The following is a 26,216-nucleotide window of genomic DNA, read 5'->3' as shown; positions in this document are numbered from 1 at the left end:
TTCTATTTCAATAACAATGACTCAGTTGTAATCCCGTTTAGCATTTCTTCTTCCACACGCTCCCAAATGAAGAGAATTTTTCTGCCCCCAAAGGGACGAATGTAATGAATGCCTTCAAACAACACTCTATCCTTTAGTTGCTCTCTAATAACTCGTGCATCATATTTGATCGTGGAAGATAGCTCTTCCGTTGTTAAGTAGGTGTATGCCATAATATTTCCCATCTTCTTCGCTACATTTTGTAGCTCTAGAGAAACAATATGCCATATAAAGGTACCTGTCAACACCATTATGTGTCGATGGAGAAACATTTGAGGTCTTTTAAGATATGATAAAGTGTCACTTATCGACATTACTCGGTGCTAAAAAATTAAAAATAGCTGACGTGGTGAGAGAGACTGGCGTTAACCGTAGTACCGTTAATCGTTTGTTTCACGAGACAAATAATCGCATCGATTTTGAAACGTTAGAAAAAATATGCCTGTATCTTGAATGTACTGTCGGAGAGCTGTTGGAAGTTCAAGTGGAATCAAAAACGGATTAGCATTTCTAATATTGAGCTGATAATTTGGGACCATACCAAATGAATTTAACGTAAATAGCGCTAGTCTCAATATGGTCTCAGAACAGAAGAAAGATGATTAGATATTGCAACTTTAAACGACAGATACGAAAAAACACGCCGTTAAGCGCTTTATTTTCAGTAACTTGGGATTGGTGAATCTTTAGAAATGGTTGGAGCGTACTGCGGGAATCGAACCCGCATCATCAGCTTGGAAGGCTGAGGTAATAGCCATTATACGAAGTACGCACGCTAAGTCTCGAAGACCTAGCTAATATGCCACAGATATTTGAAAAAAAAAGGTTTTTTTGCAAAAAATGAATCAACCGTTGCTTTATTGGCCAATAAGCGCATTAAAAGAACGATTATTCATTGCATCCCCTTTACCTAAGGTAATAATAAAATCATCTATTGCTTTAACGTACTATTTTGCCGTCACGTAACCGGTAGGTGAATCACCGAGTGTGCCCGTTGTCTGGTGTGGATATAAAAAAGCCCCCGTACACAACGAGGGCTAGACAAAAATGACACCGCAGATCAGTTAGATTTGTGCCGAGGTAATGTAATCATTTAATTCTTGATTCGACACTGTCGTGATCAATTCATCATCCAGATAAAAATCCACACTCTCTGTGCCTTTAACGCCACGCAGTGTTTTCTGCTGGCCATCAAGATAAGTGATTTCCATTTTAAGGGTATTTTCATCGACTTGAGACAGCGTCGCCTTTTCGATGTCACGGGTGCTTGTTAGCGGCACTTCCGTTAGCGCAGGATCAAGCTGACCGTTCACCTTAATGTAGTTCTTTGTTTTCATATCAACGACAGCAGGTGACTTACCACTGATAGGGTTAGTGCCGGTCCAAAACTCGATGGCATTGAAAATAAACAAATCCACTGCACCTGTTAGACCATAAACAGGAGACAGTAAAAGAAACATGCCTTCACGAGCATAGCGGTTATCAACAATTTCTAGGTTGAACTTTGAAACCAAGCCCGTTGTTGCCATCTGGCCCATACAACCGGTTAGCGAAGAAACGCCGACTGCCACAACTGCGGCCATTTTTACTGCTTTTGCTTTCATTCTTACGACACCAAAATTTTGAATTCGGCGCGCATGCTACTCTCCGGCGTATATCTTTAAAAGCACAAACACCGTTATTGACAGAAAACTAACTCTCTCTTAATCGACGTGATGAATATTCGAGAGCGATTTCTCCCTCTCTACTACGCTATTGACCCAATCGTTAAGATTAAGCTTATCACCACCCCACTTTCACTACACAAAACCACAACATAAGACGAGCTTGGTTAACAATTAAAATTAATTTTAATATTCTCGGAAAAAGAGATTCCAATCACACTTCAATTGGTTATAATTCGCGCCCATTGCGATTTACGTTGATAAACGCAAACTAAATTTTAATAAATCGAGTGTTAACCATCCTCAGAAATGGGGACAAATGAGAAGAATATGAGCAAGATTGATAAAGCTTCACGTATCCTTTTAGCAGGATTCTGTATCAACCTTTGTCTTGGCATCCTGTATGCTTGGAGTGTGTTTAATAAAGCGTTAGTAACTGAATCTGGTTGGAGTGCTGCAGAAGCATCTGCACCATATGCAACAGCGACTATCACTTTCTCTATCTGTCTTCTTGTTGCAGGCATCCTTCAAGACCGTATGGGTCCACGCATGATCCTTATCCTGGGTACAGTTCTTACTGGCCTTGGTATGATCGCATCTGGCTTTGTAAATACTCCAATGATGTTAAACATCACTTTTGGTGTTATTACAGGTGCTGGTATCGGTTTTGGTTACGCATGTCTTTCACCTTCAGCAATGAAGTGGTTCCACCCTTCTAAGAAAGGTATGGTTAACGGTCTAATCGCTGCAGGCTTCGGTCTTGCTGCTATTTACCTAGCACCGCTAACATCTGCACTGATCGACAGCATGGGCATTCAAACCAGCTTTAAGATTCTAGGTGTGGGTATCTTGTTCATTGCAGTACCACTAGCTGCAACGATCAACAACCCAACTGCAGATTACACGCCAGCTGAACCTAAACTAAAAGAAGGTCAAGCGCCTAAAGCGGTTAAGAAGTCTGAAGATCTAACTTGGAAAGCAATGCTTAAAACGCCACAGTTCTACTCTTTGTGGATCATGTACGCACTAGCGGCTTCTGTTGGTCTAATGATCATCGGTAACATCACGACTATCGCAAGCGTGCAAGCGAATCTGCCAAACGCAGTTTACCTAGCATCGCTTCTAGCAATCTTTAACTCTGGTGGCCGTGTTTGTGCGGGTATGCTAGCAGACAAGATTGGCGGCGTTCGTACTCTACTTCTAGCGTTCGTTCTGCAAGGTGTCAACATGGTACTGTTCGCAACGTTCCAATCAGAAGTTACGCTTATCATCGGTACTGCGGTTGCAGCGGTTGGTTACGGTACTCTACTAGCAGTATTCCCAACGCTTACCGCTGAGTTCTACGGTCTGAAAAACTACGGTACTAACTACGGTGTGCTTTACACATCATGGGGTATTGGTGGTGCAATCGGTGCTGCTGTTGTTGGTTTCTCAATGACAAACGGCGACGGTTACGGCCTAGCATACACAATCTCTGCAGTAATGATGGCAGTGTGTATCGTACTAGCTCTTGTGACTAAGCCTCTTTCAGAAGCAAAAGTAGCTGAACTGAAAAACGCGTAATCGCAAATGGATTCAAGAAAAGGCTTAACTTAACGGTTAGGCCTTTTTTTTGCCTATTCGTTTGGTGACTGAAACGATAGTGATAAGCACTTTTCGTACAACCTATCAAATACACCTCCCCTCTCCCCCATTTTTTCTCATTTGATCAACGCACAACAAAATACGCCATAGGCGTGCAATCGCCACCTATACTTAATCTCTACTTCTAGATTCCTTCATATCTTTTCACGATCACTGTTTGAATCGCGTAACAAACCCACTGACGAATCAAAAAAGGACTTGGAATGAGATCAGTATGGCGACTTACGTGCACAACTTTCTTGTGCATCCTTCCTTCCGCTTTTATAGCGACCAAAGCGTATGCCGAAGAGCCCAAAAAACCCAAATTAGTGGTCCAGGTGACTGTTGATGGTTTACGGGCAGATCTGCTCAGCCGCTATAAACATAATTTTGGCCAAGGGGGATTTCGTTATTTAATGGATGAAGGTGTCTATTACACCAACGCGAATTATCTGCATGGCAATACCGAAACGATTGTCGGGCACGTTTCATTGGCCACGGGATCGCCGCCTTCCGTGCACGGCATGGTGGGAAATGTCTGGTATGACCGCAGCAAACAGCGGCTTGTTTACAACGTTGAAGATGATCAATACTCCATGCTAACGCAAGGCGCGGGCGTCGATAAAAGCACTGAAATAGACCCAACCCAAAAAACAGCGCAAGGCGATGGACGCTCTCCAGAACCGATCCTGTCGACTACGTTTTCTGATGAACTCGCCCTGTCTAGCAATGGTCAATCCAAGATTTTTTCGGTGTCCGTAAAAGACAGAGGGGCGATTTCACTCGGCGGTCATGCTGGAAAGGCATTTTGGTTTTCTAAAGCCACATCCGATTTCGTCACCAGTAATTACTACTATCAACAATACCCTGATTGGGTGGAAGAATGGAACGCTCAAGATCACCCGAATCGTTATTCAGGGCAGCAATGGCAACTGACACTAGAACGAGATAAATACACACTGAAAGAAGGCAACACGGATTTCAAAGTCGATATCGCCGGTTTTGACCGCAAATTCCCTCACCCTTATGGACCTGCGAGTTTTAAATACTATTCAACAACACTCACGCTCAGTCCCGCTGGTGATGAGTTGACGGCAGATTTCGCGATAGAACTGCTAAAACAAGAGGCACTTGGCCAGCATACCTTTACCGATTATCTCGCGGTTAGCTTTTCTTCTAATGATTATGTGGTGCACATGTTTGGCAGCAATAGCTTAGAGAACGAAGACAATCTTATCCGCCTTGACCGCACACTCGCACGCCTATTCAAGCAGATTGATGAGCAAGTTGGATTGGACAATACCCTAATCGTTCTATCCGCTGATCATGGCGTGCCTGAAGCATCACCGAATGCGGCTCAGTTAGGTCTTCGCCAAGCGAAATACTTTAATCTAGACGACTTGTGGAATGAGAGTGTCGCACAACGCCTTAATAAAGAGTTTGGCTTAGACAAAAAAGCGATTCGTCTTTACGCTCAACCTTATGTCTATTTGAATCATCAAGTCATAGAAAAAAGTGGTCACCGTTTAGAAAAGGTGCAAAAAGTCATTGCGGAAGAAGCGCGGAAAATCGACGGCGTCGCATATGCGATGACGACCTTCGATATCATGCATAATCGTGAAGCCAATACCCGAGTGATGCAATTGGTCAAAAATAACTATCACCCACAACGATCAGGCGATGTTTATCTGGTGTTCAATCCTCGCACCTATATTAACGACATGGATGGGTTAACCATTGCTTCAACCCATGGTTCGCCATGGCGCTACGATACACACGTACCGGTAATCTTTGCGGGCTTTACCCTTGAACCGAAAATCGTATCACGAGCGATCGCGCCGTACGATATCGCGCCATCACTCTCCAGTTTATTGGGTATCACTCTCCCTAGTGGCGCGACGGGGGAAGTGCTCAAAGAAGTCGTGAATCCTTAATCACATTTTGGCCCCATCACCACTCAGTTAACGCCTTTGTATGTCGCAAAGGCGTTTTCATTTCAAGCTCGTATAATGTCCAAATTTTGGCCTTTTTACGCTCTATCGCACATAAAATACACGCTTATTATTGGTCTCTAAGATTTCTTCACGAACTTTTCACGCGATACCAGGCACAATACGCATTAAGTCAGGACGTACTATCAATAATAACGTTGAGGCGAAATTGTGTTTCGCGTTCTATATTGTATCAAGCGCTTTGAATTACGCGCATTCAGACTGAGTATTGAGATAATTTCAGCTTTTCACGGGGAAATATAATGAAAAAAATAATCACACTCACCGCATTAATCTTCGCTTCCAGTTCCGCTTTTGCTGCTTTTAATGGCCCTGAAGTCGCTTCTATTAATTCCGTCAGCGAAGCGATGAAAGCTAATGATGATAGCTTTGTCATCCTAACAGGTAACATCTCTAAATCGCTGGGGAATGAGCTGTATTTATTCAATGACAAAACCGGCGAAATTGAGATTGAAATCGACGATGATAATTGGATGGGCGTCGATGTCACTCCGAACGATACCGTCGTAATTCGTGGCGAAGTCGACACAGAATGGTCATCCGTCAAAATTGACGTGGATACTGTCCAACTAAAATAATTGCTCAGCGACAAAGCCCAAGTCATTCCTTAATGATTTGGGCTTTGTCATATTTAACGATCTTGTTTCTTCGCATGTATTTTCGATAATTCTGGCAGTGCCTTAGGCAGTCCTCGCGCCCATAGACATGATGTTTTCGCTTTTACCGCCCGCCACAACTGATTAAATAATGAGACGCTTTCCTCTCCTTTCTCGAATCGTTGACATTTTTCCTGCCAAGCTCTATCAGCCCGTGCCTTGCTTAATTCTAACTCTCCCCTTTCGACACGCAGTCGCTGGTATATCAGCGCTCGCACTTTCCCCCATTGCCCCGCTTTGATAAGCCGCCTAAATTGATACCATGGGGGAATCGCGTGAGAATGGAAATAACGTCGTACCGCAATAATGATCACAACCAGAATGACAACAAAGCCGCCAAGGGCAATCAACCCATTCTTGTAAGCGCGCATGAATGATGCCAACGTATGTTTGGCATGATATGTCTGGCTGGCCAACGTGACTGTTTTTAATTGTCGGCTATCGGTGTCCCACCATTGAAATGAATGCTCTGGTAACGTCAACGCCCCACCTTGTTGAACCACATACACCGTTTGCTCTATACGACACGAGCGATAATCACCTCGCTGATGTGTATCTTCTAAACGATGGGGTTGCGGATAAGATTGATAACTTTCCGCAAGCTCACCGGCCAGTAAATCGGGAATGAGTACGGATAAAGTATCAGAGGCTTCAATCTTGATCGTGCGAGTAATCGCATCACCCACTTTAAGAGTGGACGTCTCTTGCGCGGTACTTAATGCCCAGCTTTGTGTCGCTTTTAGCTCACTCGCGGCAAGCCAAGGCGTCTCATCATTCAGTGAATTCGATGGCAATTTCGCCTCAAACCGAATCGGTTGGGTCACCACGGTCCCGGATCGGCTTCCGCCTTCAGGTAATGAGACTTTCACCTTCACCGCCAGTGATGGAATCACAAATACGCCAGCGCTTTGGGGATATAACGTCACTTCCCAGCGCTGATGAGACCAGGTCGTCGCCCCTTTTCGCTGAGTGTAATTCGTCGCGAGTGGATTACGCTGCTTAGCAAGTACGTCTGCAATTTCAACCGCTTGAATGCGCGTGCCGCCGGTAAACCACCGTGGTGTCGATACATCGATATAAAGCACCACTTGTTCATTGACGCTAAATTGGGGGATGCGAGTCTCTTCTTCCGCATCATGGCTAGGAGGAGCAGCGCTCGACTCACCGACCCATGCTGTGACTTCGACCAAAGAAGGCGAAAACTCAGGCGTTCTGGTTTGATTTGTCGCCAAGGCTGTCGAGCTAACACTCGCAAGCATGGCGATGATAAACAACCACCACTTTTTAAACATGCCACTTGGCAATAAATCCATCATCAATTTTCGCCCTCTTGCGTATGAGACATATCGGACGCATTCAACAATTCGCCTTGAAATTTGGCTTTAAGAAAATACTTCGGGTCTGCTTCAACCCGCTTTAACCACTTATCGGCTAAATCTTGGTCGGCCAGCATTTGCTTTGCGGTCAGCGTTTCTTTCACCATGAGCGCTTCAACCGTTTCTTCATCGGCCCCATCGCCGGTTTGAGGTTGGCTTTCATCCAATTCCAACGATTCCTCCGGACCATCACTTGAGCTGGATTGACTTTCACTGGTGCGATTCACTTCTTCGACAATGCCCGAAATTACCGCTAAATTATGTTCAACATCCGCGCGTAACGAGGGAGACAGCGTCTCTTTTTTTAGCAGTGAGCTTAATAGATTACGAGCTTTGACATACTCTCTCTGCCGAGCGAGCGCGCTTGCCGCATTATATAAACCATGGTCGTTTTCCATCTGAATAAACGCACTTTGCGCCAATTTATACTCTCGTGCATAGTAGTAGGCCGTGCCTTTTCTGAGTGGGTCCGTAAAGTGCTTTGCGGCTTCAAGGTATTGATTCTGATTGAACAGTCTTTGCCCTTGCTGATCAGGCGTGAGCCACAAGTCCCACCAACGCTGTATCGTTTTATCCCACAATGTTAGCGGTTCAACTTTTTCGACCGAGGCCGCCTTGGTTGATACGGTTTCGGCCATCACTTGCCACGGCATTACCAGGTTAAGTGACAACGTCACTATAGTGCACCATTGCACTAGCCACCCTTTTCTAAACCACAGCAACATGACGATCGCCATCGGGATCAAAAGTCCATACCCCATATCTTCCCATGGCATTGACGATTCTCCATTGAGCTGCATGTTCCGCTCAATATATCGATTGAGTGTGTCGATATCGGCATTATCAACGGTGACTTCGACCAGACGCCCGCCAGTGGCATTAACCAATGCTTTTAAAGACGCCATATCAATAGGAACATCACTCACCACATCTGAGTTTCCCATCGCAAAAATCAATAGCTGGTAAGGTTTGTCGGCAAAAAATGCCTCGTAAGCGTCGATCGTAGCTTGGTTAACGCCATCAGTAATCAGAAGTACCGTTGATCCGAGTTCTTGCCTTAATTGACCGTCAATTAAAGCAAAAGCGCGCTCCGCTTGCTTGCCTTCTACTGGCATGATCTCGGGGGTGATCGCCGCAAGGAATGGCATGAATACCTGATTATCTTGTGTGATTGGCATCGCCAAATGCGCAGAACCAGCAAAGACCACTAGACCGGTCTTACCGCCTTTGCGCTGAGCCAATAAATCGCGAATTTTTTGTTTCGCCCGATCTAACCGACTCGGCGGTAAGTCGGTTTGTAACATCGACTGCGTATTATCCAATATCACTAGCATTGAGGCTTTATCCTCACCAAATGGAGAGGCTTGACGCTTCCAGCTTGGGCCCGCACAAATAATAATGGCAATCGTCGTCACGACTATGAGCAACTTTAGCGGCAACTGTTTGCGCCAACCTAACTCTCCAATCGTCAGCGCCTGACGTAAATGAAGCGGTAATATATCTTTCCAGTTGGGGCGATTGTCTTCACGCCAACGCAATCCGATCAGTAACCCCATAGGGATAAAAGCGAACAACCACATAGGACGCAAAAAATGAAACTGGCTGATCACAATCTGCCACGTTTGTCCTTCAAACACGGTCGTCTCCTTGCTCGATGGTCACATCCGCGGTACTTTTTCGTATTCTTACCCGCTGATGTATTCGGCTGACCGTGGCCACACCAAAGGCGATTAAATACATCGCCACAACCATCGCCATTAAGTCATGGTGTAAACTTTGTCTGGGCCGATAAATGTCACTTTCATACAGTTGTGGCTCAAGCTCTCCAATGGTTTCATACGCACTGGCCAGATCGTCTCGATTCAACGCCTGAAATGCGCGCCCTCCCGACACTTGCGCCACTCGCTCTATGGTCTCCATATCTAACGCGACTTCCCCGACCGTTTGCGGGTCACCCATTGCGATCATATAGAGTCTTACACCTTTCGCTTGCGCAACTTTGGCCGCATCAATCGGCGCCACAAAACTGCCGGTATCATTGCCATCCGTCAGTACAATCGCGACTTTTTCTATCGGCTTATCCGCCATATCAGAACTGACTGTTTTGTCTTTCGAGCTTTGTTCAAACACTTTGATCGCGAGCCCGATAGCATCGCCTAAGTGTGTGCTTTGGCCCGCCATCGCCACATCCGTTTGGTTGAGCAGTTCTAACCAGACGTTTTGATCGGCCGTAAAAGGGGTTTGAACAAAGGCAGCATCACCAAACAAAATTAATCCCAATCGATCCCCACTACGGGTACTGACGAACTCAGTGAGCACTTCTTTTGCCGCTTCTAAACGATGAATTTTACGTCCTGTTGCCGACGTGAAATCTTGTTCCGCCATCGAGCCGGAAAGATCGACCACAACCATAACATCTCGGCCTAGCCGTTCTCTGATCTGCGGTTCACCGAGCACCGTCGGTTTCGCTAACGCGCACACCACCAGCAACCATGATAAAAGGAGCGTCATACGTTGCCATGTACTGGGTGTTAATTGACTTGCTCCCTGAGAAGGCGCTTCGCCAATGGCATCGACGAGATGATTAAAGAAAGGCACTTTGATCGCTAATTGCTTGGTTCGATACGCCGGAACAAAATAATAGACGACCAGTGGTAGTGGTAGAATGGCAAACCACCAAGGGTGAACAAACTCAATATTGGCGTACGCAAAATCAATCATTGTGCCCCCATTTTGAGTGCGAAATAGCCCGCCTTGACCCTATCCACAATATCGAGACGGTGGGGAGATCGCCCCGATTTATGCCACCTTATCCAAGTAGTCGCGCACTCTAATAGCGTGTTTTTTTCTTCATTCGTGAGTTGCAGCTTGGGATTAACCAGACTTTGTAACCATTTATCCCCTAATGGCGTAGAGAAAAGCCTATTGCCTTCGATTTGCTGATCTAGCTGTGCGAGAAAATCAGCCCCAAACAGAGGCGAGGATCGACCGTCAATGTGACGAGTTACGACAGACAAAATGGTGTACAACTCTTGCTCAAATCGCCCATCCGATTTATTAAATGCCCTTATCGCGTCTAATGCTTCTTGCCGATAACGGTTAAACCACCAGCGCTCAATTCGTCGAAAGATCCATAAGGCAATAACAAGCAGGCCGATGGCCGCTAAGATCGTCCAGCCAATGGTTTGCGGCAACCAACTGACACTATCTGGCACAGCCACATCGTGCAATTCACGCAGAATATAAGTACTGGGTGGCGCTGGACCCTCGGTCATTTAACGACCTCCAATACGTTTTTGGAAATGCTCAATATGGTCCCCTTGTGTGCCAATTTCGATGTGCGGTAAATTTTTCATCGCCATCAGTTTCGAGAGGCTTTGCCTTTGAATCGAACTGGCTTCGGTTAAATGCGCGCTGGCGAGATCAACTTTGGCGTGGCTATCAAGATTCAATTGATATTGACCATCGCCCACCACCCAATTCGCTTGCGCTAAATCTTGGGGCAATGATCGTTCTAAGGGATCACTCACCATAATGGCCAATACATCGTTGTGTTGCTGAAGTTGTTTGAGTTGATCAAGATGGCGAGGGGCGCAATCATGCCAATCACTGATCAATATAAGAGTGGATTGCTTGGTCTTCATTCGTTTGATCAACTCAATCCATCGAGAAAAGCTGACCTCGTCATGATCAACACAAGTCACATCGAGCGTTTGGTTTACTTGCACTAACCGTTTTAACTGTGACAACAAAGCATTTTGAGAACGCTGTGGTTGATGGCGGTATAATCGGTTATGCGCTGCAATGAGAAACCCGACACGATCACCGTCTTTCAGCACTCGCCAACCACATATCGCGGCAATCTCAGCGGCCACAACCGATTTCATCACTTCGGTCGATGCAAAAAACATTGCGCTTCGTTGGTCGACGCAAATAATGACATTACGATCCTTTTCTTCGGTGTAACTGCGTACATGCGGTTTGCCGGTGCGCATCGTCACCTTCCAATCAAGATTACGAATATCGTCGCCAACTTGATAATGACGTAACTCTTCAAAATTCAGCCCTCGGCCACGAAACAGCGAATGATGGCGACCTGACAACACACTGCCAGCACACAAATGTGGTAACAATGTGAAGGATTCAGCTTGAGCTTGCAGGCGCACCAATCGCGCATAGTCGCAGTAGAGTCTTGAATCCAATACATCAGAGTGAGGCGCGTGAGTGGGCTTTGCCATAACGCCCTCCTCTAAGCAATTTCGACATTATCAAGCAGTTCAACAACCACTTGCGGATGATCGATACCGTCGGCCAAAGCGTCATAAGTCAAAGAAAAACGATGTCCCATCACCGCGGGAGTGACAGCACGGACATCATCAATGGTGACGTAATCTCGTCCTTGTAACCAAGCATACGCTCGAGCGCATTTATCTAAGGCGATAGAGGCGCGAGGGCTTGATCCCACTTCAATCCACTTAGCCAGATTAGAATCGGGATAGCGCTGAGGGTCTCGCGTGGCCATCACCAAAGCAACGATATAATTTTCCACCAAGTCAGACACTGCCACTTGTGACAATTGGCGTCGCGCTTCAGCCACGAGTGCGATATCGATAGCCTCGTCGCTGTCGGGCTTCTTATGCCTCTCTTCGCCTAACTCTTCGCTTCGAACGAGACGAATGATGTCGCGCTCCGCGTCATCTTGCGGATAATCTACGGTCACTTTCATGATAAAACGGTCCATTTGCGCTTCTGGTAACGGATACGTTCCTTCTTGTTCAATGGGATTTTGCGTCGCGAGAACCATAAAAATCTCAGGCAAGGTGTGCGTTTCACCGCCAACGGTGATTGTCCCTTCTGCCATTGCCTCAAGCAATGCAGCCTGTACCTTGGCTGGCGCTCGGTTCACCTCGTCGGCTAACACAATGCTGTTAAAAATTGGGCCGGGTTGAAAATGCAGTTGGGGTTTGCCATCAACTTCTTGATACACCTCTGTACCCGTGACGTCAGAAGGCAAGAGATCCGGAGTAAACTGAATTCGCCCAAAACGGGCTTTCATGAGATTCGCGAGTGATTTTACCGAGCGCGTTTTGGCCGTTCCCGGTAAACCTTCCAACAATATATGACCATTGGTCAACAGTCCTATCACTAAACTTTGCACAACGTGAGTTTGCCCTATCACGCTTTTTTCCGTTTGCTGTATTAGTTGATTCATTGCTTGTTGAGCGTGGTTCATTGGCTTCCCTTCTCTTAACTGCTTTCTATCTCATGTCTAGCTCAATTCTGTCTCGGTTCTGTCTGATGCCCGTCTTCTTTCTACCTAGGATGATTACCTATTGAGATCGATTCGCTTAAGCGCACTACTCAGTGATCATATGGTCCAACTGTGCCAATACCTCGATTGAGGCAATGTCGCTCAAGGCCATTCGGCATTGCTTAAATGCCTCTGCAATGCGGTCGTCTTGTTGATTTGGCTGGTTATAGTTACGCGCCAACACCTCACATTGAGCATAAAGATGCTGAGGGTTTCCGCCCACCACGAAGGCTTGGTTGAGCGCTTGAGCCGCCTTCAGCACATCAAATTTTTCCATCGCTAAGCCATAGACGTACCAATATTGAGTATTGGTCACGGCCTGTTCTGCCGCTCGCTGTAAATATAAGTTCGCTTGTTCAGGTTGGCCTAAACGCAGCAAGGTGAGTCCGGCGCTATAAGGCAAAGCACTCGATTTTGGTTGGGCATTGATCCCTTGAACTAATGTCTCTAGCGCTGCTTGTTCATCATTTTGCATTCGATAGAGATCCGCCAAGTTGACGTAGCTATTTTCATAATAGGGTTCAATGGTCATTGCGCCTTCATACCCCTGTTTTGCTTGCTCAAGATCACCAAGATCACGATAAACATTGGCGAGATTCGTTCGACCGAATCCGCGATCACTATTGAAGCGTTGAATCTCCATGTATTCTTCTAGCGGCATCGCCATGCGCTTTTTCTGATCAGCGTTCATTTGTGACCAATACACCACCAGCGCCCCTGCGGTTTCGGCGCGCACCGACAAGACCTCATCTTGTAATAAGGGCGAGATAATTTGCCAGCGATCATTCAGCTCATAACCTGACGAGCCCGCAATCGCGCCTAAACGTATCATTTCATTATCATGTTTCACTGCCCGAGCGAGCGCCACCAACGTATTCTTACCTTGATCGCCGCTCATTCTTTCCAATGCTGAAGCGCGCATAATCTCGCTTAAGGAAGAGTCTTGAGCAAAATACGCTAACGCATCCGCCGCACCACGATGCCCAATCGAGTCGGCATAAAAAGCAACGGCGACATGTTGAGCGCTTTGATAGTCTGAATCAGGGAACCATTGCTGTAGCTGTGTTGCCGCCCATTGATTGGTCTGATCTTCATGGCAACCCGTGCATACGTTTGGCGTATTAATGTGTTGACTCAAATCAGGACGAGGGACATGCCAACTGTGGTCTCTGCGCGGATCCACTTCCATATACGTGGTTTCCGGCATATGGCAACTCGTGCATTGCGAAGCCTCACTCTCTGGCAAATGGAAAGTGTGCTTCTCAGGGGTATATTCCGAGGCTAGGTGGCATTGGCTACATACTTGTTGCTCTGGGAATTTCAGCTTGGCCGTATGAGGATCGTGGCAGTTGGTGCACGTTACCCCACTCTTCGCCATCTTCGATTGTAGGAATGAACCATAAACATAATCTTCATCGAAGATTTGCCCATCCGAATGGTATTGCTCAGGGGCAATCAAATTAAGGCGGTATTTATCGAAAAATGACGATTGAACATGATCCTCTGTTTCATTCAATTGCGTTCGTCTACTGTGGCATTGCGCGCACGCCTGCAATTGACCGGTTGGCTCTATATTTTTGGGTTGCAGCGTTTTGTGTCCCTGCTCAAATACCCATTCTTTTACTGCCGCAGAAAGATCATGGTTAAACCCGTAGTGGTTACCTTCGGGTTTCTGTTGTTTGGCTTGCGCGACGTGTTTACTGGCAGGGCCATGGCACGCCTCACAACTGACATTGATTTCTGACCATGTGGTTTGATACTGATTGCTCTCAGCATCATAATTTTTTTCTAAATTTGTTGAATGGCAATCGGCACACATGAAATTCCAGTTCTGACCACTGTTGGTCCAATAAAATTCATCGGTCGGGAGTGTGTCTGGGTAGAGATGAAACCAGCGTTGGCCCCCCTCATCTTTAGGGCGAGAATCCCAAGCATAGGGGATAAGTTGGATGCGGCCATCGTCGAACGCCACCATGTATTGCTGCAAGGGCTCGAAGCCAAAGGTATAAAGTATTTGGTAATCCACCACGTCACCAGTGGCGTCTTCTAAAGCGACCCAAAACTGGTCATTTTTTTTATAGAAGCGGTTTTCTTGGCCTTTGTGGCGAATCTTTTGGTCATTAAAGTTTCCCAGAACAGAGGCAGCATCGGCGTGTTTCATGGCCATATCATGGTGGGAACCCTGCCAAGCCTGAACCTCCTCAGCATGGCAATCAATGCATTGTTCTGCGCCAACAAATTCCGCCTCTGCGGCATTGACGTTGGTTTGCGCCATGAAAGCGATCAAAAGCGCTATCATCAAGATGCGCTGAGCCAATATCCTTATTGACCATCCATGTGAGAGCATGCCTGTCCTTGTTATAATTTTTATCGATTGGTACCACAATCCTTGCGGCCTAACTAAATGACCATTGGCCACTTATCAATATAGACGAACATAAATGAACTTTCCCTTTATTTACAAAAAATTAGGGCTCCGAAGAGCCCTGTTGTTTGCTTTAATTTACCAGAGATTACTTATTTGGATTCTCTTGTAATTTTTCCATTACCTGATCCAAGCTGAAACTTGCCGCTTCCTGCCTTGGCGGGAACTCTTCAAAGGTTTCTAAGAATTTACCCACATAAGCCTGTGCCGGAACCAACATATAAGCGCGATCGAGCATCCAATCGTAGTAAGTATTCGACGTCACGTCCGCAATTTCATATGGGTCCATGCGTAGGTTAAAGATTTTAGGCACGCGCAGTGCCGTGAAGGGTTCCGCCCAAATACGCAGTGTGCCTTTCGCTCGCTGCTCGAGGAAAACAATCTTCCAGTTATGGTAACGAAGCGAACTCAAATCACCATCATCGGTGAAGTAGAATATTTCTTCACGAGGGCCTTTATCAATCTCGCCCGTTAGATACGGGAGGAAGTTGTAACCATCAAGGTGAACTTTAAATTCTTTATCACCAGCGGTGTAACCTTCCAATAGTTTCTCTTTGATTTGGTCATCACCCGCAGCGGCCACAAATGTAGGCATCCAGTCCATGTGGTGCATGATCTCGTTAGAAACTGAACCCGGTTCTATTTTACCTGGCCAACGGACCATGGCAGGCACGCGATAAGCCCCTTCCCAGTTGGTGTTCTTCTCACCACGGAACGGCGTTAAACCCGCATCAGGCCACGAGTTCATATGCGGACCGTTATCGGTTGAATAGAACACAATGGTGTTGTCTTTAATGCCAAGCTCATCCACTTTTTTGAGTAATTCGCCGACATGGTTATCGTGCTCAACCATCCCATCTGCGTAAAAGCTGATCCCTGTTTTTCCTAAGTTCTCATCTTTAACGTGAGTGCGGAAGTGCATTCGAGTGGCGTTCCACCAAACAAAGAACGGTTTATCCGCTTTGACGGCGCGGTCCATAAAATCAAGCGCGGCATCCAGTGTTTCTTCATCAACCGTTTCCATACGCTTGCGCGTTAAAGGCCCAGTATCTTCAATCTCGCCATCGGCATAAGATTTAATGACACCACGGGGGCCGAACTTCTTACGAAACTCAGGATCTTGTGGGTAGTCTACATTTTCCGGTTCTTCCTCGGCATTTAGGTGATAAAGGTTGCCAAAAAATTCGTCAAAGCCGTGGTTAGTCGGAAGGTGTTCATCTTTGTCGCCAAGGTGGTTTTTACCAAATTGGCCTGTCATATAACCTAAAGGTTTCAGCATTTCCGCAATGGTCGCATCTTCAGCTTGTAAGCCAAGATCAGCACCAGGAAGGCCGACTTTACTCAAACCTGTTCGCAGAACCGTTTGCCCAGTAATGAACGTAGAACGCCCTGCAGTACACGACTGCTCACCATAGTAATCGGTGAACATCATGCCTTCTTTCGCAATTGAATCGATATTCGGTGTTTTGTAGCCAACCAGGCCAAACGTATAAGCACTGATGTTTGTTTGGCCGATATCATCTCCCCATATGACAAGTATGTTTGGTTTTTCCGCGGCAATACTGCTGCCTGTCGCCCCGAGCAGGGCGGTAGCCAGTATTGCTAATCGGCGTTTGACGCCATATTTCATTGTCATAATAACCTCTTGTTTCGTAAAATATATGCATCCTGCCCAGAAAGATATAGTTCAAAAATCTGGGTAATGCGAATTAGATTGCATTACATTTCGCGGCGATTCACCGCTCGGATATGACGACGAAAATAGCGTAAAAACCATCTAGAAGAGGATGAATATCGGGCGTTGAGGGGCGACTGAAAGCGATAACGGACACGGGTTAAATGACCCAATGACTAATCATCCTTCCTTTGACTCAAAACCTCTATTTATCAATAGCTACCGCCCTACTTTTGCGGGTCATCGAAAAAAAATCACAATTAGACACACATTTACGCAACATATCCTTTTGCGTAAATTGAAAGTTAAAACAATATAATTGATAATGCGAATCATATTCACTTAGGTAGATTATGATGTTTGACGCATTACCCACAGGCTCAGCAACCACTTCATCATTTGATAACGAGAGTAGTACCTCTGCGTTATCGATCCTTCTGGTCGAGGATGATCGTAATCTCAATCATCAATTGACCGCCCTGCTACAAAACGAGCGCTATTGCATTTCCAATGTTGAGTGTGGAGCCAAAGCGTTAACTCTACTCAAAATGCGCCAATTTGACCTAATACTGCTTGATGTCAACATCCCTAACATCGATGGTTTTGGGCTACTAAAATACGTCCGCTCTCATTCACGAACCCCCGTCATTATGCTGACCGCCTATGGTGCTGAAGAACATCGTATAAAAGGATTGCGCTATGGTGCGGATGATTACATTAGCAAGCCATGTAATTTTGAGGAGGTAAAACTAAGAATTGAAGCGGTACTTCGCCGAACCCAACAATTGGCTACCCCAACGTCTTCCCGTTACTTAAGTTATCAAGAACTAACGCTCGATAGGCAAACTTATCAAGTTACCGTGACAAGCGAAAACAACGAAGAACCCGTGGTCTTCACCCCGATCCAATTCAAGTTACTTTGGACACTGATACAACATAAAGGCTTGGTACAAAGTAAGCCTTTTCTCTATCAAGCCGTGCTAGAACGTGAGTTTAGCCCCTATGATCGCGCAGTCGATATGCACTTAAGCCGAGTGAGAAAACTGTTATCCGCGCTTGGTATGGCGCAAGGTCGCATCCAAACGGTTCATGGAAAGGGGTATATGATCAAATGAGACGAGTACTCTTTTGGCGACTATTTATTGTGCTCGCCTTAGGCGGCGTTATCTTTTTTTCTTTACTGCATAGCGCTGCACTCATATCTAATGAAAAAATGAGCTATTTAGCCCAACAGCATCAACAAGAAATTCTCGATTGGGGCGTAACCGCGCAGCAGTTTATCGATGACCGCGATCATCAAGGTCTGGACGAGTGGTTAGCCCAACTCGCCTCCCAGGAAAACACCTGGGTAACGGTGGTTAAATCCCAAATTGATGTGGTCAGTGGCAACGGGCTTAATCCCCGTTTTTGGTCTGGTTACGGGATAGGCCGAAACGTCGAATGGAAAATTCACCTCGATTTCCCCGATAACCCAATAATGGAAGTCGCCCTGTCACCCAGCAATCACCACTTTTTGATTATATTACCCGAACGTATGCGTCCGGGAGGCTATATGTCGCATGCATTTTGGTTATTCCGTGTCGTGATTCCTTTTATTGCCCTGCTGAGTTTAACCGTTTATCTATACCGATCTGTTATGCGCCCTTTGCGTGGTTTTCAGCAAGCCACCAAAGCCTTTAGCCAAGGTAATTATCAAGCAAGGGTGAGCGATTATCTCCCCCTTGGTGACGATGAGGTCAGTCATGTGGCGAAAACCTTCGACATGATGGCAGACCGAACCGAACGTGTTATTGAGCACAATCGTAATCTGATCGCTGAAATGTCCCATGAAATACGCACGCCCCTTGCGCGTGTCGAAATGGCCACTGACTGTGTAGAGAACCATATCGATACCGATACCATGGTCGAAAGAATTCGATCCGAGGTGAAAAACATTCGCCAGATGGCGGAAGACACTCTCACATTGGCATGGCTGGAGAATGAACGACCAAACCTATGCCAAGAGTCATTTGACCTAGTTGAATTGTTGGATGCGATTATTGACGATGCTCGGTTTGAGTATCCAGATCGAACGATCTCGTGCAACATCCCAGCATCCATACCTTTGACCCACTCCAATCAGCGGGCGCTTTCTCAAGCCCTAGAAAACATCATTCGTAATGGCTTACGCTACACGCCAGCAGGCGATATTTTGATTGTGACTGCCTGCTTGTCACAGCGCGCCGTTCATATCACGATTTCTGACTCCGGCCCGGGACTTGAGCCATCACTGACTAAAACGATCTTTCGCCCTTTCTTTAAAGCCAACAACCAACAAGGTGCTCGCAAAGGCTTTGGGGTTGGGCTTGCTCTCGCAAAGCGTCATATCGAAGCGGTGAACGGCACTATAGAGGCCAAAAATCGTCGTGCGAGTGGGCTCGATATGGTGATCGAACTGCCTTCTTAATGCCTGATTTTATTATTAATGATGCCGTTGTGACGCATTCTATTGCTAAGCCTGTCATTGATTTGTAACAGTTGTAAAAGTCATTTACTCCGCAGGGGCAAATCTTCAATATCCACAACCGATAATAATTCTCATTTAATCAAGGAGTTTACGGGAATGGATACCGTATTTAAGTTAAGCCCTGTGGCGCTCGCCCTCATTGCATTTTCAACCTCAGCGCAAGAAACGGAAGTCATCGAAGTGACAGGCCAACAGTTGATTGGCGTTGATACCATCATCACCGCGGAAGATCTCTCTAAACGTCAAGCAAGTGACCTCAATGATATCTTTCGTAACGATCCTGAAGTCACGGTGGGAGGTTCATCGGGGATCAGTCAGAAAATTTATGTGCGCGGTTTAGAAGATACCATGCTTAATGTCACGATTGATGGTGCCCAGCAGACCAGCAATTTATTTCACCACCAAGGCCGTTTATCGATTGAACCTGAATTGCTTAAACAAGTTGATATTAGTGCTGGTGCTGGTCGAGCGACCAATGGCCCCGGCGCATTAGGTGGCGCAATTCAGTTTAAAACCAAAGATGCTCATGACTTACTGCATAGTGGCGAAACATTTGGTGCACAAATCAAAAGCGGTTATTACACCAATAACAAGGGTCAAAAATACTCTGCCAGTTTATATGGTGAAATCACCGAAGGACTCGGACTCCTGGCGACCTACGGCTATATTGATAGCGATAACATCAAAAATGGCAACGGTGACGAACAACCCTATACGGCAACGGAACAACATGTTGGTCTCATCAAGCTTTCCGGACAAATCAATTCAAATCATTATATTTCATTGGCTTATGATTTCCGTGAAGATGATGGCGCGCGTCTGACCAAACCGCACTTCCAACCTAGTTTTAAAAACACGCCTCTACAACAAGAAGCAGACCGCGAGACCATCACCGGTAACTATCGATATACCCAAGGTAATTACATTGCTCTTGATGCGACGGTCTATAACACTCGCTCTCGAATCTCGCACTTAGACAACCCACTTTGGGGCACGAGCGATGGCTCAATCGAGACCTTTGGCGGAAAACTGTTCAACACTGCATCGTTTGAAAAACACACTCTGATTGTGGGTGCTGATTATCGTGATGATGAATCTGAATTTGAAACCAACTGGGACGGAAACCGTTTTGACTATGAAAAAGGCAAAGTTTACGGTCTGTTTGTGCAAGATGATTGGCAAATTACCGACACCATACTGCTCAGCGCAGGCGCGCGTTACGACTGGTATCAACTGACGGATAATGTCGATCAAGATTTTGAATCTTCTGGCTTCAGCCCAAACATCGGCATCGACTACGAAGTCGCTTCCGGTGTTGTGATGTTCGCTAACTATGCAGAAGCATTTCGTGGCCAAACGGCGAAAGAGCTCTTTATCATCGACTGGCGTGAAAACGATCCTAACCGTGGTCCAGAACGTGCAAAAAACTTCGAGTTTGGTACCCGCGTGCTTAAAGATAACTTCTTTGCTGGGATCACGGTATTCGATAGCCGGATTAAAGATGTGGTGGATAAAGATTCCGTCACAGGCAACTACACCAATGTCGGCGAACTGGTCACAACGGGTGTGACGGCGTATGTCGGCACTCATTTCGGAAATTTGTCGACGCAACTAAGCTACAACCAATCTAAGCCTGAGCTCAACGGCGTACCATTGAGTGATGGAGACAGCACGTTAGGCACGTCAATTGGCGACACATGGGTGCTTGATCTCAACTACACCTTATCTCAAGCGCTGCAGTTTGGCTGGACATCGACTTTCGTTGAACGCCTCTCTTATACCGCCGATGCCACAACCTATCCTGAAAAAGCCGGTTACGGTGTTCATGATCTCTATGCACAGTGGCAGCCAATCACCAGTGAAGAATTATTATTAACCTTGTCGGTTAAAAATGTATTCGACAAACAATACTTCGATCATGGCACCTACGTTGGCATTATTGGTAGCGAAGTCGCCAAAGGCTACGCCTCCCCTGGCCGTGATGTTCGATTCAATCTTAGCTACGCATTTTAAAGGACGGCCTTATGTTTAAAGCAGCCCGTCAGTGGCTAATGGCCGCCCTTTGGGCGGTCTCTTCCAGCGCTATCAGCCAATCAATTGTGGTCGAGCATCCATTAGGCACAACCACTCTACCAACCCAGCCAAGCAGAGTGGTTGTGCTTGGTATGGATGCGTTAGATGTCATGGATTATTTAAGAATCGAACCCATTGGCGTCGTAAAGCACCCAATGCCTGATTATCTCACTAAGTATCAAGCGGAGCGTTACGTCAGCGTAGGGACATTGCATGAACCTGACTTTGAGACGATTTACACTCTAAAGCCAGACCTCATTATTGTTAGCAATCGCAGCACACCAGCTTACGATGAGTTGAGCAACATTGCCCCAACCGTTGCTTTCACGGTTGACGCCCGTCAGTTTTGGCCTTCAACCCAAAAAGCATGGCGAATGATGGGACAACTCTTACAACAACAAGCTGAAATAGAACGCATCATAAAAGTGACGGATGGGCGAATCACCGCGATTCAACAACGCGCATTGGCACAAAATGCTCAAGCCCTGATGGTTATGGCCAATGGTGACAATATTGCCACTTTTGGTGCCGGCTCCAGATACGATGCCATTTTTAACGAATTTGGCTTCAAAGAGATCGTCGATAATGATGAAACCGCTGCGCACGGTAATTTGATTAGCTATGAGTTTATCGCCGAGGCCAACCCAGACTATCTATTGGTGATGGATCGCGACAAAGCGATTGGGCGAGAATCTGGTTCGGCAAAAAAAGGCTTTAGCAATGCTTTAATCAAACAAACCAATGCGGCGAAAGACGGACGCATCACGGAGTTAAACCCACAAGCTTGGTACCTCTCCGCCGGTGGTATCACGGCGACAGAGATTATGATCAACGACATTACAATGGCACTAGAATAGCCATCGAGATCAACTTATAAACACTGAAGCGGGCACTCTTAACGCCGTGTTTGGCGCATTTATGCCGTGAGCGAGATCTCACGGCATTTTTGATCCAAAACGTACACTCGCCTAACGTAAATCGACAAATTTGATCGGCGACATAGCACCGACATTATTTTGCGAGCGAGGTCAAATAACCCCACCACTTTATCCATCGCGCGATTGCAAATACCCGTTACACTACGGTCGCGACCGTCATCATCACACCAAGTGTATTTTAAAGAGAGTCTTCTATTGCGCAGTATCGGTACATTATTTAGCGGCCAAAACGGTGTTCTTTTTGCCATCAATAGCGTGACCGCCCTCGCCTTTGCTTTTATTCTCCCAGTCATGAGCCTGTTTTTAATCACTGAGCTCAATGCGCCGCCCGCTTATTTGGGCATTTACACAACGTTGACGGCAATCATTACAATCATTGTCAGCCAAACGCTGACAGGATTAATCGATAAAGGCGTCTCAAGCAAACCTCTTTTTATGTTTGCCGTGTTCGGAATTATTGCTTCGGCCGTCGGGTTCTCTTTTGCTCGTACCTTTTGGCATGCCTTGCTCATTGGCTGCACTTTAATGCCCATCGCATCGTCCTCTATTCCACTTATTTTAACGATTGTCCGTAAACACGCTGACAATAGCGGGCAAAACAGTGCCAAATTGAATTCTCAAATGCGTTCATCCGTTTCACTGTTGTGGATCATTGGCCCACCGATGGCTTTTATTTCTGTCGATAAACTCGGATTTACCACCAACTATTATTTGTCTGTCGCCTTTGCTTTAGCGGTGATCCTTATCGTAGGTTTACGTCTAGAAAACCCCAACGTTACCCAGTCTAAAATCCAACCTCAACAAAAGTCACCACTCGCAAAAGAGGTGTGGCAATTGGCGTTTATTATTTTACTCGCCAACATCGGCAACAGTACTTACATCAATGGCATGCCGCTACTCGTAACCCAAGAGATGGGACTGCCGACTTCCTATCCAGGTTTTCTGTTTGGTTTAACGGCTGCAGTCGAAATTCCGATTATGCTGCTTGCAGTAAATTGGGCACAGCGCTGGGGTAAACCCGCAGTGATCCGCGCAGGCTTCATCGCCGCCGTTCTGTTTTACTCAGGCATGTTGTTTGTTCAATCCATGCCCGCCCTCATCGCGTTGCAGGTATTGAACGGGATCTTTTTCGGTATTTTCGTCGGATTAGGCGTCACAATCATGCAAGATTATGCGCCTAAAAGTATTGGTAAAGCCTCTGCGATTTACACCAACGCGATGCTCGTGGGCACGATGATCGGCACCAGTTCGATGGGCATTATTTCGCAATATTTTGGCTATCGAATGATTCTGATCTCTAGCCTATGCGCGATCCTCTGCGCTTTAGTGATGCTGTCTCTATTTATGTTGAGTCATCAAACGGATAACCAGTACAAAGAGTCGAGCCCCATTCGTTAGAGTGCAGAAAAAGCGCGCGGCTTTTTTTTGAATCGGTGACATGGCTTAAATTGTCACCATTCAAACCACAACAACTGACGCTCATCGCAATCAATCGTTATACTTATACACAAATTCAAATTATATGAATCAGCGATGAGTTTAAAAAAGATATTTCTACTAAGTTTTGTGATCATTTTTTCTGGTTGTGCAACCTACGCAGGATTAAATTACGATCAACTGTTTGGCGAATCCCACGTACGTGAACGAAGAGTGGATCTCGGCAGCCCGTCCAGCAATCAGTTTCTCAATGAGGTAAAACCCATCATTGATAACCGATGTGTCGTTTGTCACGCTTGCTATGATGCTCCCTGCCAACTGAAAATGACTTCTGTAGAAGGTATCGACCGAGGGGCGAGTAAAGATCTCGTCTATGAAGGCACTCGCCTCACCGCCACAACACCCACACGTCTATTTGAAGATGCGGACACCACTGAGCAATGGCGTGCATTGGGTTTTCATCCCATCTTAAATGAGCGTATGCAAACGCCTACCGCGAATATTGAAGCGGGTCTAGTCGCCAGATTGTTGATACAGAAAGAAGAACATCCTTTGCCCGATGAAGTGCAACTTGAGGGATTTGATTTTTCGACCAATCGCGAACAAGTCTGCCCAACGATTGAAGAGCTAGACCAATATCAACGTGATTACCCAACGTGGGGGATGCCTTACGGAATGCCAAACCTATCCAGTCAGGAATATTCAACCCTCATTCGCTGGGTGAATGAGGGCAGCTTGATGAACAAAGCCATTCCTCTCACGTTTGAGCAACAATCGATGGTTAACCATTACGAAGCACTGTTTAATAACGACAGCGTTAAACACCAACTCGTCGCGCGTTATATCTACGAGCATTTGTTTCTTTCTCATCTGTATTTTTCTGAGTTGAGTGATCAAACACCACGATTTTTTACCTTAGTCCGTTCAGCCACCCCACCAGGCCAACCCGTTAAGCGAATTGCGACGCGTCGACCGTATGATGATCCTCAAGTGGATCGGGTTTATTACCGCATTATTCCTGAGCAAGCGACGATCGTAGACAAAACCCACATGCCGTTTGCGCTCAATACTGAACGTATGCAAAATTGGCACGATTGGTTTTTTAGCGACAACTATCCAGTGACTCAACTGCCAAGTTACTCGCCTGATGTGGCGGCAAACCCAATGACGGCATTCGATGAGTTACCCGTCAAATCACGCTTTAAGTTCATGCTCGATAATTCGCAAAACACCATTTCTGCGTTCATCAAAGGGCCCGTATGCCGCGGACAATTAGCGCTGAATGTCATTAATGATCATTTTTGGATCTTTTTCCTAGACCCAGACAAATCAGATTTACCCGAAGTGGACGCGTTTTATCGCGCTCAAGAAGACAATTTAAAACTGCCTAGTGAGCTAGAAAGTAATACCTTGCCGATCACCAGTTGGGTTTCATATTCACGCCAACAAGCACGTTACCTTGAAGCTAAATCTGAATTTATTAACCAAACGTTTGAAAACGGCCAACACCTAGATACCAACTTGATTTGGACCGGAAATGGTACGAATCCCAACGCAGCACTGACCATCTTTAGGCATTTCGATAGCGCATCCGTGGTACGCGGCATGGTGGGTGAAACGCCAAAAACAGCGTGGATTCTTGATTATGCGCTACTGGAACGTATTCATTATTTATTGGTGGCAGGCTTTGATGTTTATGGCAATTTTGGTCATCAATTGATCACCCGAATGTTTATGGATTTTTTGCGCCTTGAAGGTGAAAGTAACTTTATTGCGTTGCTCCCTCTAGAGATGCGCCACAAAGAACATTCCAGTTGGTACATCAATCAAAGCCCGCAACTGAGTGACTTTTTGCAGCGTAACATCACACCATTTAGCCAACCGAGTCAGGTGCACTATCGCACCAACGATCCCAAGGCGGAATTATTCCAGATGTTGCAACACAAACTGAGCCCAGTTTTAGACAATCGCTACGCCATCACCGAAACAGGTTTCCGCGCAGAAAATGAAACCTTGCTCCGTCAGATCGATCAAATTCAAGGAGAAGGCCTACGCTCCATTCCGCAAATTATGATGCTGATGATTGAGAGCAATCAAGGCAAGCAGCAACTGTTCACGCTGCTTCACAATAACGCTCATACCAATATTTCAAGCTTGTTTGACGAAGAGAGTAACCGGGATTTTAAACACGATTCGCTCACTTTAGTCCGAGGAGTGATCGGCAGTTATCCAGCCGCGTATCTATCCCTTGAAGAGGATCAAATTCCGTTATTGACAAAAATGTTGAAAGAGATGCGTAACGAAGAGGATTACGTTAAGTTATTGGATGCGTTCTCAATTCGTCGAAGTAACCCTGACTTCTGGTCTTTCAGTGACCGCGTTCACCACTGGTACAAGCAAGATCAGCCCATCGAATTTGGATTACTTGACTACAATAGATTTGAGAATAGGTAGAAAACAGCAACGCTTCTGCCCTGTTTA

General features: G+C 46.1%; 19 protein-coding genes, 1 tRNA gene and 1 pseudogene. 10 read left to right on the top strand and 11 right to left on the bottom strand.

Annotated elements, in window-relative coordinates:
- Positions 1-2: 2 nt before the first annotated feature.
- On the bottom strand, positions 3-212 hold the full coding sequence (locus tag OJ16_RS18510; protein ID WP_040993164.1) for a hypothetical protein: 210 nt from the start codon (positions 210-212) through the stop codon (positions 3-5).
- A 116-nt stretch (positions 213-328) separates the two neighbouring features.
- On the opposite strand from OJ16_RS18510, the gene OJ16_RS18505 reads away from it, so the two are divergent.
- A complete protein-coding gene (locus OJ16_RS18505) occupies positions 329-544 on the top strand; it encodes a helix-turn-helix domain-containing protein (protein ID WP_040992837.1) in 216 nt (71 codons plus the stop codon).
- Positions 545-736: 192 nt separating this feature from the next.
- Here OJ16_RS18505 and OJ16_RS18500 read toward each other — a convergent pair.
- Positions 737-811, bottom strand: a tRNA-Gly gene (locus tag OJ16_RS18500).
- Between the two features lie 292 nt (positions 812-1,103).
- Positions 1,104-1,643, bottom strand: a complete 540-nt coding sequence (locus OJ16_RS18495; RefSeq protein ID WP_040992836.1) for a DUF3332 domain-containing protein — start codon at positions 1,641-1,643, stop codon at positions 1,104-1,106.
- A 390-nt stretch (positions 1,644-2,033) separates the two neighbouring features.
- Between OJ16_RS18495 and OJ16_RS18490 the strand changes: the two genes are divergently transcribed.
- The 3 genes from OJ16_RS18490 to OJ16_RS18480 all read left to right on the top strand — a co-directional run bounded on the left by OJ16_RS18490 (position 2,034) and on the right by OJ16_RS18480 (position 5,916).
- Positions 2,034-3,266 carry an L-lactate MFS transporter gene (locus OJ16_RS18490; RefSeq protein ID WP_040992834.1) on the top strand — a complete coding sequence of 411 codons (1,233 nt, stop codon included), beginning with the start codon at positions 2,034-2,036 and terminating at the stop codon, positions 3,264-3,266.
- A 284-nt stretch (positions 3,267-3,550) separates the two neighbouring features.
- A complete protein-coding gene (locus OJ16_RS18485) occupies positions 3,551-5,260 on the top strand; it encodes an alkaline phosphatase family protein (RefSeq protein WP_040992832.1) in 1,710 nt (569 codons plus the stop codon).
- Between the two features lie 320 nt (positions 5,261-5,580).
- On the top strand, positions 5,581-5,916 hold the full coding sequence (locus OJ16_RS18480; protein ID WP_040992829.1) for a YgiW/YdeI family stress tolerance OB fold protein: 336 nt from the start codon (positions 5,581-5,583) through the stop codon (positions 5,914-5,916).
- A 53-nt stretch (positions 5,917-5,969) separates the two neighbouring features.
- Here the strand turns inward: OJ16_RS18480 and OJ16_RS18475 are convergent, their stop codons facing one another.
- The 8 genes and pseudogenes from OJ16_RS18475 to OJ16_RS18440 form a co-directional block, all read right to left on the bottom strand.
- On the bottom strand, positions 5,970-7,310 hold the full coding sequence (locus tag OJ16_RS18475; protein ID WP_152613878.1) for a BatD family protein: 1,341 nt from the start codon (positions 7,308-7,310) through the stop codon (positions 5,970-5,972).
- Positions 7,311-7,354: 44 nt separating this feature from the next.
- Positions 7,355-8,950, bottom strand: a pseudogene (locus tag OJ16_RS18470) (VWA domain-containing protein); the annotation flags it as partial.
- Positions 8,951-8,999: 49 nt separating this feature from the next.
- A complete protein-coding gene (locus OJ16_RS18465; protein ID WP_040992827.1) occupies positions 9,000-10,091 on the bottom strand; it encodes a vWA domain-containing protein in 1,092 nt (363 codons plus the stop codon).
- Positions 10,088-10,645, bottom strand: a complete 558-nt coding sequence (locus OJ16_RS18460; protein ID WP_052810347.1) for a DUF4381 domain-containing protein — start codon at positions 10,643-10,645, stop codon at positions 10,088-10,090. The genes OJ16_RS18465 and OJ16_RS18460 overlap by 4 nt, the downstream gene beginning before the upstream one ends.
- Complete coding sequence (locus OJ16_RS18455; RefSeq protein WP_040992825.1) at positions 10,646-11,608, bottom strand: DUF58 domain-containing protein; 963 nt, start codon at positions 11,606-11,608, stop codon at positions 10,646-10,648.
- An 11-nt stretch (positions 11,609-11,619) separates the two neighbouring features.
- Entirely contained in the window at positions 11,620-12,603 is a 984-nt protein-coding gene (locus tag OJ16_RS18450) for an AAA family ATPase (protein ID WP_040992823.1), read from the bottom strand.
- Between the two features lie 124 nt (positions 12,604-12,727).
- The gene (locus OJ16_RS18445) at positions 12,728-15,028 is read right to left on the bottom strand and encodes a multiheme c-type cytochrome (RefSeq protein WP_082030288.1); all 2,301 of its coding nucleotides are present in this window, start codon (positions 15,026-15,028) and stop codon (positions 12,728-12,730) included.
- A gap of 166 nt (positions 15,029-15,194) precedes the next feature.
- On the bottom strand, positions 15,195-16,742 hold the full coding sequence (locus OJ16_RS18440; RefSeq protein WP_040992821.1) for an arylsulfatase: 1,548 nt from the start codon (positions 16,740-16,742) through the stop codon (positions 15,195-15,197).
- 395 nt (positions 16,743-17,137) lie between these two features.
- Here OJ16_RS18440 and OJ16_RS18435 point away from each other — a divergent pair, with 395 nt between their 5' ends.
- From OJ16_RS18435 to OJ16_RS18410, 6 genes are all read left to right on the top strand, one after another.
- A complete protein-coding gene (locus OJ16_RS18435; RefSeq protein WP_040992819.1) occupies positions 17,138-17,896 on the top strand; it encodes a response regulator transcription factor in 759 nt (252 codons plus the stop codon).
- Entirely contained in the window at positions 17,893-19,227 is a 1,335-nt protein-coding gene (locus tag OJ16_RS18430; RefSeq protein ID WP_040992817.1) for a sensor histidine kinase, read from the top strand. The genes OJ16_RS18435 and OJ16_RS18430 overlap by 4 nt, the downstream gene beginning before the upstream one ends.
- Before the next feature lie 156 nt (positions 19,228-19,383).
- Positions 19,384-21,300, top strand: a complete 1,917-nt coding sequence (locus tag OJ16_RS18425) for a TonB-dependent receptor domain-containing protein (protein WP_040992815.1) — start codon at positions 19,384-19,386, stop codon at positions 21,298-21,300.
- A gap of 11 nt (positions 21,301-21,311) precedes the next feature.
- Positions 21,312-22,217: a siderophore ABC transporter substrate-binding protein gene (locus tag OJ16_RS18420; RefSeq protein ID WP_040992814.1), complete on the top strand. Its 906-nt coding sequence runs from the start codon at positions 21,312-21,314 to the stop codon at positions 22,215-22,217.
- A gap of 276 nt (positions 22,218-22,493) precedes the next feature.
- Positions 22,494-23,696: a sugar efflux transporter gene (locus OJ16_RS18415; RefSeq protein ID WP_040992812.1), complete on the top strand. Its 1,203-nt coding sequence runs from the start codon at positions 22,494-22,496 to the stop codon at positions 23,694-23,696.
- Between the two features lie 135 nt (positions 23,697-23,831).
- Positions 23,832-26,189: a fatty acid cis/trans isomerase gene (locus OJ16_RS18410; protein WP_040992810.1), complete on the top strand. Its 2,358-nt coding sequence runs from the start codon at positions 23,832-23,834 to the stop codon at positions 26,187-26,189.
- The last annotated feature ends 27 nt before the right edge of the window (positions 26,190-26,216 follow it).

It is taken from the genome of Vibrio renipiscarius, from assembly GCF_000827885.1.
Lineage (GTDB): Bacteria > Pseudomonadota > Gammaproteobacteria > Enterobacterales > Vibrionaceae > Vibrio > Vibrio renipiscarius.
The sequence above is the reverse complement of the archived record's forward strand: the minus strand, read 5'-3'. Positions and strand labels throughout refer to the sequence as shown.

What these genes read in the sequence shown, in the direction of transcription:
- OJ16_RS18510 (WP_040993164.1), bottom strand. Translation starts at nt 212, where the DNA reads ATGGCATACACCTACTTAACAACGGAAGAGCTATCTTCCACGATCAAA.
- OJ16_RS18505 (WP_040992837.1), top strand. Translation starts at nt 329, where the DNA reads ATGATAAAGTGTCACTTATCGACATTACTCGGTGCTAAAAAATTAAAA.
- OJ16_RS18495 (WP_040992836.1), bottom strand. Translation starts at nt 1,643, where the DNA reads ATGAAAGCAAAAGCAGTAAAAATGGCCGCAGTTGTGGCAGTCGGCGTT.
- OJ16_RS18490 (WP_040992834.1), top strand. Translation starts at nt 2,034, where the DNA reads ATGAGCAAGATTGATAAAGCTTCACGTATCCTTTTAGCAGGATTCTGT.
- OJ16_RS18485 (WP_040992832.1), top strand. Translation starts at nt 3,551, where the DNA reads ATGAGATCAGTATGGCGACTTACGTGCACAACTTTCTTGTGCATCCTT.
- OJ16_RS18480 (WP_040992829.1), top strand. Translation starts at nt 5,581, where the DNA reads ATGAAAAAAATAATCACACTCACCGCATTAATCTTCGCTTCCAGTTCC.
- OJ16_RS18475 (WP_152613878.1), bottom strand. Translation starts at nt 7,310, where the DNA reads ATGATGGATTTATTGCCAAGTGGCATGTTTAAAAAGTGGTGGTTGTTT.
- OJ16_RS18465 (WP_040992827.1), bottom strand. Translation starts at nt 10,091, where the DNA reads ATGATTGATTTTGCGTACGCCAATATTGAGTTTGTTCACCCTTGGTGG.
- OJ16_RS18460 (WP_052810347.1), bottom strand. Translation starts at nt 10,645, where the DNA reads ATGACCGAGGGTCCAGCGCCACCCAGTACTTATATTCTGCGTGAATTG.
- OJ16_RS18455 (WP_040992825.1), bottom strand. Translation starts at nt 11,608, where the DNA reads ATGGCAAAGCCCACTCACGCGCCTCACTCTGATGTATTGGATTCAAGA.
- OJ16_RS18450 (WP_040992823.1), bottom strand. Translation starts at nt 12,603, where the DNA reads ATGAACCACGCTCAACAAGCAATGAATCAACTAATACAGCAAACGGAA.
- OJ16_RS18445 (WP_082030288.1), bottom strand. Translation starts at nt 15,028, where the DNA reads ATGCTCTCACATGGATGGTCAATAAGGATATTGGCTCAGCGCATCTTG.
- OJ16_RS18440 (WP_040992821.1), bottom strand. Translation starts at nt 16,742, where the DNA reads ATGACAATGAAATATGGCGTCAAACGCCGATTAGCAATACTGGCTACC.
- OJ16_RS18435 (WP_040992819.1), top strand. Translation starts at nt 17,138, where the DNA reads ATGTTTGACGCATTACCCACAGGCTCAGCAACCACTTCATCATTTGAT.
- OJ16_RS18430 (WP_040992817.1), top strand. Translation starts at nt 17,893, where the DNA reads ATGAGACGAGTACTCTTTTGGCGACTATTTATTGTGCTCGCCTTAGGC.
- OJ16_RS18425 (WP_040992815.1), top strand. Translation starts at nt 19,384, where the DNA reads ATGGATACCGTATTTAAGTTAAGCCCTGTGGCGCTCGCCCTCATTGCA.
- OJ16_RS18420 (WP_040992814.1), top strand. Translation starts at nt 21,312, where the DNA reads ATGTTTAAAGCAGCCCGTCAGTGGCTAATGGCCGCCCTTTGGGCGGTC.
- OJ16_RS18410 (WP_040992810.1), top strand. Translation starts at nt 23,832, where the DNA reads ATGAGTTTAAAAAAGATATTTCTACTAAGTTTTGTGATCATTTTTTCT.